Origin of the sequence: Streptomyces sp. NPDC006655, assembly GCF_040703965.1 — a bacterium.
Classification (GTDB): Bacteria; Actinomycetota; Actinomycetes; order Streptomycetales; family Streptomycetaceae; genus Streptomyces.
Map to the genome: position 1 here is coordinate 1 of NZ_JBEYJU010000179.1, position 8,456 is coordinate 8,456.

Here is an 8,456-nt window from a genome sequence, read left to right on the forward strand (position 1 = left end):
CTTCAACAACGGCAACGGCGGGGGCACGGTCACCAACGTCCCGGTCTTCAACAACTGAGCGGAATCGTGCGGCCGAGCGGGGCACCGTCTCGGCCGCACCTCCGTGTGACCCGCACGCGTACCAGGCTTCAGGGCTCCGGGGTCAGGCAGGCCGGGAGGGGGCCCGTGGCGGGGGGCGGGTCGGACAGGCAGGCGGCGGCGTGCTCCGGGCCCAGGAACGGGGCGAGTACCGAGAAGGCCAGGCCCGGCAGCAGGGCGGGCAGCTCGGCGGTGCGGCCGGCGGCTATCCGTCGGTAGATCGCGGAGTGCACGCCACCGACCACCGTGTCCACCAGTTCCTCCTTCGCAACCGGAAGCTCCAGATCGGGCAGGTCGGTGAAGTAGTCACGGAAGCGGGTCAGCAGGTGCTCGCGGGCCTCCCGCCCGGCGGGGCCGACGGCGTCGATCTCCACGATCGCCATGGCCGCGAACGCCGGCGCCTCGGCGAGGATCACGAGGAGCGCGCCCAGCCCGGCGCGCACCTGCCCGGGCCAGTCGGGCGCCTGCGCGCGGGCCTGCTCCATGGCGGCGAAGACCTGCGAGGTGCCGTGGTGGTGGGCGGCGAGGAAGGCGTCCTCCTTCCCCTTGAAGATCTCGTAGAAGACCGGTCTGGTCACGCCGGCCGCCTGGCAGATGTCGCTGACCCGGGTGCGGGCGTATCCGACCTGGGCGACGGTGCGGACGAACCCGTCCAGCAGCCGGTCCCGCTGGTTGGCGACGACGGCCTCGGGTGACGTACGGCGGGGACCGCGCCGCAGCGAGCGCTCCGGGTCGCGCCCCTTCCGGGTACCGGGCAGCACCAGCGGTGGCGGCACCGGCGAACCTGCTGCCATTCCATGCCCTTTCTCACGAACCCGCGTGATGTGCCTTGACGTTGAATACTCGTCAGGTTTACAACCTTCACAGGTTTTCTTCTGGTGCGGACCTGCGGCGGACGACCCGCTGGGGCCGCCAGTGTCACGCACCCGCACAGCGCCAACAAGTGCACCGGTCCGGCAGTCCCGCCACCCGGGACAGCCATGCCCGGGTCGCCGTCCCTTCCCGTGCCCGGGACGGCCGCCCCTTTCCTCGTCACACCCGCACGCCCGAAAGAGGACTTCCGCATGCGCAGATTCGGCGTCTCCGCCTTAACCGTCACCGCTGCCCTGTCCGCTCTGGCCCTGCTGCCCGCCGCCTCGGTATCGGCGGCCGGCTCCGTGCTCACCTACGGCAGCGCCGGCGGCAACGCGGTCTCCGTGGGCGACGTGCTCACCTCCTCCCTGGCCAGTGGCACCAAGGCCTCCCTCGCCACCACCAGCGGTGGTTCGACCGGCATCACGTGCACCGGCTCGTCGCTGTCCGCCAAGGTGACGTCGAACCCCGCCGCCCCGGGCACCGCGACCGAGTCCGCGACCTCCCAGACCTTCAGCGGCTGCACCAGCAACGTCCTCGGCGTCACCGGCGTGCAGAGCGTCACGGTCAACAACCTGCCGTACACCACGTCCGCGGCCTCGGGCGGGGCCGTGACGGTGACCCCGGCCTCGGGCAGCACCATCCAGACCACGGTGGTCCTGTCCACCCTGCTGGGCACCGTCAACTGCGTGTACCGGGCGTCCGGGCTGGCCGCGGTGAGCTCCAACGCCGCCCACAGCCTGACCTTCACCAACCAGGCGTTCACCAAGACGTCCGGCTCGTCCCTGTGCGCGGCCAACGGGTACTTCTCGGCCGCCTACGCGCCGGTCGTCGACAGCAGCGTCAGCGGCTCCCCCGCCGTCTTCACCAACTGACCTCCCGACGGCGATCCCCCTCACTCCGGGGAACGCGGCGGGCACGGACCGCCACGGTCCGTGCCCGCGGGGCGGTAGCCCGACGGCCTCGCCCGCGCCGTTCGACTCCGTGAGCCGGGGGAACACGGCGGGAAGGTGGGCGAAACCACGATCGGGACGGTGAACCGATGCAGACGTTCCTCCCCGACCCCGACTTCCGGCGCACCGCGCAGCTCCTGGACCGGCGCCGACTGGGCAAGCAGCGTGTCGAGGCGCTCCAGGTCCTGCGCGGCCTGACCGTCCCCGGCTACGGATGGCGCCGGCACCCGGCCGTACGGATGTGGACCGGGTACGAGGAGGCGCTCGTGCGGTACGGCCTGGAGATCTGCCGGGTCTGGCGGGAGCGGGGGCACCAGGACAGCTGCGCCGCCTCCCTGGTCGCCGGGCTCGCCGCGTGCCGTCCGGGCGCTCAGGTGCGCGACCAGGCGGAACTGGCGGCCGCCGGGGAGCTGCCGCCCTGGCTCGGCGACGAGGCGTTCCACGAGAGCCACCGCTCGGCGCTCGTCCGCAAGGACCGGGAGGTGTACGCCGGCCTGTTCCCCGGGGTGGACGACGACCTGCCGTACGTGTGGCCCGCGTCGGACCGCGGGCCACGGGACACGCCGACCGGAGCGTGACATCGGGCAGGCCCCCCGGCTCAGCACGTGGGGACGAACCCCCCGTCGATCCGCAGATCGCTGCCGATGATGTTGGCGGCCCGGTCACCGGCCAGGTACACGACCAGGTCGGCGACCTCCGCGGGGCGGGAGAAGCGTCCGCTGACGGTGGCGGCCGCGGCCTGCGCCATGACGTCCCGCGCCGTCAGACCCACCGCGGCCGAGACGGTGTCGGCCACTCCCCCACCGCCGAGCCACAGCTCCGTCTCGACCGGCCCGGGGCTCACGCTGTTCACCCGCACGCCCCGGGGTCCGAACTCCTTCGACAGGGCCTTGGAGAAGTTGACCAGGGCGGCCTTGGCCGCGCTGTAGTCGACCACCGTCGGATCGGGCAGTTCGGCGTTGACCGAGCCGATGTTCACGATGGATCCGCGGCCGGTCTCCAGCATGAGGGGCAGTACGGCCCGGGTGACCGCGATCGCCGCGAACAGGTTGAGGTCCATGGTCCGCCGCCATTGGGCGTCGGTCACGCTGAGGAAGCCGCCGGGCCGGGCGGGGGCCGAGCCCACGTTGTTGACCAGCACGTCTATGTGCTGCCCTGCCGCGGCCACCAGGTGGTGCGCGCTGTCCGGCTCGGTCAGGTCCAGCTGGACCCAGCGGGCTCCGCCCCCTTTCACCAGGACGTCGAGCCCCGGTGACATGGTCCGCGCCGCCGCGACCACGTCGGCTCCCGCGGCCACCAGCGCCTCGGCCACGGCGAGACCGATGCCCTTGCTGGCGCCGGTGACGACGGCCGTCCTGTACCGCAGATCCTCTGTCATGGTCCGCTCCTCACCACTCGCCATCCCCCCGGTCCCTCCAGCCTCCGGCCTCCGGCCGGGAAGCGCCGTACGAGGGCGGGTGGACGGCGTGGTGCAGGTCCGGGACGGCCCGCGGGCCGTCCCGGACCTCGGCCCTATCCGCAGGTCAGTGTCGGCGTTCCCCAGTCTCCGTGGTCGTTGCCGTTGCCGTCACCGGCGTCGCCGACCCTGAGGTCGACCACCTGGGCGCCGCTGACGTCGACGTCGATCGGCACCGCTGCCTGCTTGCCCCGGATCGTCGGCGTGGTCACCAGGGTCTTGCCGTCGGCGATGACGGAGAACGTCACCGTCCCCGCGCCGCCCGTCTCGTCGTCGACCCCGACGTCCGCCGTCAGGCGGGAGCACGTTCCGGCGAGGTAGAGCTGGACGTCGCTGACCGAGTTGGTGCCCAGGCCCTTGGCGTGGCCCACGCCGGCGATGCTGATCGGCCGGCCGTCCCCGGCCGCCTGCTCGCCGACGCTGCTGTCCCGCTCCACCGGCCCCCACCCGTTGGTGGCGGACAGGAACGGCAGGTCGCTGACCGCGCTCTTCCCGGCGGGGGGCGCAGGTGGGATCCCGCCGACGATGCGCTCGTCGGTCCCGGTGGCCTGCCGTCCGTGCTGCTGGTAGTGCACGGTGGCGGTGAGGGCGGAGGCGGACGACAGCGTGCCGGCCGGGGGCCGGACGTTCCAGGTGAAGGTGGCCGACGCACCCGGTCGTACGCGCTCGGCCGACGTGGGGCCGGTGGCGCCGACGCTCCAGCCGTCGGGGGCGGAGAGCGAGGCCGTCAGCCGGGTGGCGGCCGATCCGTCCTTGGGCACCCGCACGGTCGTCCGGGCGGTGAAGGACTGCGCCGGCTGCGCGGTGTCGGGCACCTCCAGGGTGACGTCGGCGCCGGGACGCTTCGGCATCGCGTACGTGCGGCTGTCGTAGCGGGGGCTGTCGTTCTGGGCGACGCGCAGGGAGGAGGTGTAGCTGCCGTAGTCGGTGAGCGAGACCTGGCCGAGCCCGCCGGTGGTGCCGTCCAGGTTCCAGACGGCGATGGCGATGCTGTTGTGGCCGTTCGGGTTCAGGATTCCGTTGGGGACCGGGAACGTGTGCTGCGGGCCGAGGTAGTTGACGTAGTTGCCGAGCTGCCAGCCGTTGACGAAGATCGTGGCACGGTACTTGCGTGCGGCGTCGTCGGTGAACGTCAGGCCGACGGAGGTGTCCTGACCGCGTGGCAGGTCGAGGTGGACGTCGGTGCGGTACCAGGAGACACCCGGGCGGGTGTCGGTCGTGGGCAGCGTCACCTTGTTCCACTTGCCGTCCGGGTAGCCCGGCAGGGACCAGCCGGCCCGCTCGCCGTACAGACCGCCCGTCGAGAGCGGGCCCCGCACGGTGTCCTGGACGTCCTCGCCGCCGCGTACGCCCTGAAGGCGCCAGGTGACGGAGGTCAGCGGGGCGCCGACGAGGGAGGCGCTGGTCAGGCCGCGGGCCGTCTTGTTGCCGTTGGTGGAGTTGTAGTCCTCCTCGTGTCCCATGTTCACGGTGAGCACGGAGAGGACGTTGTCGCCTGTGGACTTGACCGAGCCGGCCGGGAAGGCGAAGTCGGCGCTGCCCGTGGTGGAGCTGCCCAGGAAGGTGCCGTTGAGCCAGGCGGAGAACGCCTGGGCGTCGCCGCCGGAGTCCGAGACCAGGTGGATGCCGGTCTCCTTGCCGGTGGCGCGGAACCGGCCCCGGTACCAGGTGTTACCGGTGTGGAAGCCGTAGTCGTCGGCGTAGAGCACCGGCAGGGCGTTGACGCCGGAGACACTGTTGGTGGTCGTCCTGTCGGCCACCTGCCAGCTGGAGTCGTCGAAGCCGGGGGCCGCTTCGGGGGATTCCTCGGCGTGCTTCCAGTTCGTCAACGCCGGCAGCCGCACCGGGGCCGCGGTCGCGATCTCCCCGGTCAGGCTTCCGGTGCCGGTGGTGCGGGTGGGCACCGTCCGGCCGTTCCAGGTGACCCGGGCCGCGGAGCTGAACACCTCGATGTTCTTGTCGTCGGCGTTGTCGCCGGTGAGCGCCACGGTGCGGCCGCCGTCCCGGCTGGTCGCCGTCCGCAGCAGGTGCGTGCCGCGTACGAGGACCGGGCCGGTCGTCGTGTCCTGTCGCCAGAAGGTCTTCGCCGTCGCCTTGTCGCCGACGAGGAGCAGCAGCGGGCGCTGTCCGCCGCCGCTGATGCCGATGCGGATCAGGCCCTTGTGCGTGTAGTTCAGCCGCAGGTCGCCGGTGGCGGGGTCCCAGGTGATGTCGGCGCTGCCGCCGCTGGTGACCACGGTGGGCTTGGCGGAGTAGCGCAGGACCGTCTCGCCGTCGCTGCCCGGGTCGCCGTAGAGCACGGCGACGTCCCGGTCGCCGATGGTGGCGCTGGTCATGATCTCCGAGGTCGAGTACTGCAGCTGCGAGTCGCCGAGCCGGTAGTCGGCGACGATCACGTGGGAGTCGCGCCCGTCGAGGGTGATCGCGGTGCCGGGCTGCTGCGGGACGACCGGATAGGTCGGCTCCGCGGCGGCGGCGCCCGTCGGCACGTCGATGGCGTCGATGGCCACGTAGTTGTCCGTGGAGGCCGCGCTGTGGGTGCCGGTGACGACGATCTTCAGGGTGTGCGCCCCCGGGGCCAGGCCGGTCTTCTGGAAGAGCACCGCCTGGTTCTCGCCGCCGAAGTCGTCGACCGTCGCCTGCTTCGTACCGTCGAGGTAGACGTCGGCGTAGCCGTGGTTGTTCGTCTTCGAGCCGATCCAGCGGATCGCGGTGCCGTCGAAGGGGACGGTGACCGAGTCACCGGCCTTGTCCGAGAACGACTCGGTGTGCTTGTAGTCGCCGCCGGTGTAGCTCTGGTCGGCCACGTGCGACCACGAACCGGTGTACTGGAGCGCGGAGTCCGGGTCGTCCCAGGTGTAGGTGGTGTCCGCGGACGGCTGGGCGTTGAAGTCCAGCGAGATGTGGGTCCTGTCGACCGCGGTGGACGTGGAGTTGCCGTGCCGCAGGACGTGGAACTGCGTCTTCGTGTCGGGGTTCATCCGGGCGGTGTCGACGACGGCGGAGTCGTCCGGGGGCGTGGCCCTGATCGCCTCGGTCTTGGTCAGCGGGGCGACGGACTGGGTGAAGTACCCGATCAGCTTGTCCTCGTAGTACTTCGGATCGAGCTGCCGGGTCTCGCGGATCGCCGCCCCGTAGTCGTACGACGTGTAGTTCTCCGGCATGCCCAGCCAGCCCCAGTTGGTGCCGCCGTAGGTCATGTAGAAGCTCTGCGCGGTGGCGCCGACGGCTATGTTCTGCTTGTAGAACACGTTGGCGAACTGGTCGTTGATCAGCTGGGCGCACTTGTCGTAGCCCGGTCCGCCCCAGGGGTCGAAGGCGCCGCCCTGGAACTCCGGTGAGTACAGCGGCTTTCCGGCGGGGTGGTCGTAACTGATGTCGGGGACGCCGTTCCACTTCGTGGGGTTCGAACAGTCGAATCCCTGTGGGTAGGAGTCGGGGCCGTCGACGTCCAGGGCGCCGGAACCGGAGTTGAAGGTGCCGTTGTTGTTGCCGGTCAGCGGGACCGTGATGCCGTCGGCGCGGGCCTTGTCCTCCAGGTGCTGCATGTAGGAGCGGCCGGCGGCCGAGCCGTTGTAGTACTCGTTCTCGACCTGGTAGGCGATGACCGAGCCGGTGCCGTTGGTGAGTTGGTGGCGGGCGATGATGCGGTCGATCTGCGTCAGCCATTCGTCCGCGTACTTCAGGAACCTGGGGTCGTCGCTGCGGTTGGCGCCGGCCTTGGTGGTCAGCCAGCCGGGCAGGCCGCCGCTGTCGACCTCCGCGTTGATGTACGGCGCGGGGCGCGCGATGACGTAGAGGCCGGCCTCCTGGGCCATGTCGAGCAGCCTGTCGACGTCCCGTACCCCGCTGAAGTCGTACACGCCCGGCTTGGGCGAGTGGTAACCCCAGTCGAAGTACAGCGAGGTGGAGTTGAACCCGGCGGCCTTCATCTTCTGGAAGATGTCGCGCCACAGGTCCGGGCTCGGCAGCCGGAAGTAGTGGAACTCGCCGGACCACAGGTAGGTGCGCCTGCCGTCGACGAGGAACGAGTAGCCGTCGAGCGTCACCGTGTGCGCCCGCGGCCCTGCGGCAGGCGCCCCGGTGGGTGATGGCCCGCCCGCGCGGCTGCCCACGTGGCTGCCCGCGTCCAGCGCGGCGGCTGGTCCGGTCATGCCCACGGCCAGGGCGATGGTCGCGGTCGTCGCGAGGACCGCCCTCCACCACCGACGTCGACCGGGTCTCGCGTCCTCGGAACGGCTCCGACTACCCCGCACTGCGGCCTCCATCCGCCTGAGCACTCATCATCGAACAGACTCAGGCAAAGCCGAACAGTAAAGGGCCACAAGGCTCAACACAATGGGGCGGGAGAACACAGTCGGGGCGGTGGAGGCCAAGTCGGCTCACCCGTGGCCGAGAAGCGGCCCACGGGGATCGACGAGTCCGACCCGACACGTGCGGACCTCGGCGGCCGACGGCCCGGCGCGCTCACCGGCGGGCCGCCGGCCACGGCGGGAGCCCGGGCTCACTTCTTCTTCAGCGCGGATGGTTTGTGCACCGCGGAGCGGCCGGACTTGGCGCTGCGCACCTGGTACTGGGGATCGTCCGGTGCCGCGTCCACCGTGCGGCCCGCGGCCCGGCTGCGCTTGGTGATCTTCTTCTCCACCTCGCCCTCGGCCTGGCCGCCGTGACTCTTCCACGCCACCTTGTCGCCCTTCTTCAGGCTCTCGCTCTCGCCCCGTCCCTTCGCCATACCGAAGCTCCTTCCGGGTCGGCCGTCCCCCTGTTTCCAGGGTGCGGGCACCGCGCCCGGGGCGCAGCCGCGGCGACGGCGCGAAGAGCCGGGGTTTACCGCTCGAAGTCAGGGGCAGCCGGAGTTTCGTGCTTCGGACCGGAGGCGCAGGCCCAGCGGGTGACCACCCGGGCTGCCGGCATCCTCCGGGGCCCGTCCATCTCTCCGCTGCGGCACCCTGACCCACCCTTCAGGACACGTCCGGAAACCAGTTCCGGACGTCTGGAAAGACCGTTCAGGAGCGATTCCGCATGCTCACCGACTTGTCGACCAGCCGTCCCGCCACGCCCGGCCGCACCGCTGCGGGGACGCCCCGTCGCACGCACGACGACGCCCCTGACACAGC

The 8,456-nt window shown here is 71.3% G+C and carries 6 protein-coding genes; 2 read left to right on the forward strand and 4 right to left on the reverse strand.

Translation table 11 applies throughout. The features are described from left to right. Positions 1-128: 128 nt before the first annotated feature. The gene (locus AB0958_RS43450) at positions 129-872 is read right to left on the reverse strand and encodes a helix-turn-helix domain-containing protein (RefSeq protein ID WP_366896010.1); all 744 of its coding nucleotides are present in this window, start codon (positions 870-872) and stop codon (positions 129-131) included. A 270-nt stretch (positions 873-1,142) separates the two neighbouring features. Here AB0958_RS43450 and AB0958_RS43455 point away from each other — a divergent pair, with 270 nt between their 5' ends. Together AB0958_RS43455 and AB0958_RS43460 are read left to right on the forward strand one after the other, a co-directional pair. Beyond that, on the forward strand, positions 1,143-1,805 hold the full coding sequence (locus tag AB0958_RS43455) for a Tat pathway signal sequence domain protein (RefSeq protein ID WP_366896011.1): 663 nt from the start codon (positions 1,143-1,145) through the stop codon (positions 1,803-1,805). Positions 1,806-1,972: 167 nt separating this feature from the next. Continuing rightward, on the forward strand, positions 1,973-2,461 hold the full coding sequence (locus tag AB0958_RS43460) for an MSMEG_6728 family protein (protein ID WP_366896012.1): 489 nt from the start codon (positions 1,973-1,975) through the stop codon (positions 2,459-2,461). Positions 2,462-2,481: 20 nt separating this feature from the next. On the opposite strand, the gene AB0958_RS43465 is transcribed toward AB0958_RS43460, so the two are convergent. The 3 genes from AB0958_RS43465 to AB0958_RS43475 all read right to left on the reverse strand — a co-directional run bounded on the left by AB0958_RS43465 (position 2,482) and on the right by AB0958_RS43475 (position 8,071). Further along, complete coding sequence (locus AB0958_RS43465) at positions 2,482-3,261, reverse strand: SDR family oxidoreductase (RefSeq protein ID WP_366896013.1); 780 nt, start codon at positions 3,259-3,261, stop codon at positions 2,482-2,484. Between the two features lie 134 nt (positions 3,262-3,395). Next, positions 3,396-7,595 carry a beta-galactosidase gene (locus AB0958_RS43470; RefSeq protein WP_366896014.1) on the reverse strand — a complete coding sequence of 1,400 codons (4,200 nt, stop codon included), beginning with the start codon at positions 7,593-7,595 and terminating at the stop codon, positions 3,396-3,398. 248 nt (positions 7,596-7,843) lie between these two features. Beyond that, entirely contained in the window at positions 7,844-8,071 is a 228-nt protein-coding gene (locus AB0958_RS43475; RefSeq protein ID WP_366896015.1) for a DUF2945 domain-containing protein, read from the reverse strand. Between the last annotated feature and the right edge of the window lie 385 nt (positions 8,072-8,456).

Coding starts and splice junctions, on each gene's coding strand:
- AB0958_RS43465 (WP_366896013.1), bottom strand. CDS start 3,261: ATGACAGAGGATCTGCGGTACAGGACGGCCGTCGTCACCGGCGCCAGC.
- AB0958_RS43455 (WP_366896011.1), top strand. CDS start 1,143: ATGCGCAGATTCGGCGTCTCCGCCTTAACCGTCACCGCTGCCCTGTCC.
- AB0958_RS43475 (WP_366896015.1), bottom strand. CDS start 8,071: ATGGCGAAGGGACGGGGCGAGAGCGAGAGCCTGAAGAAGGGCGACAAG.
- AB0958_RS43460 (WP_366896012.1), top strand. CDS start 1,973: ATGCAGACGTTCCTCCCCGACCCCGACTTCCGGCGCACCGCGCAGCTC.
- AB0958_RS43450 (WP_366896010.1), bottom strand. CDS start 872: ATGGCAGCAGGTTCGCCGGTGCCGCCACCGCTGGTGCTGCCCGGTACC.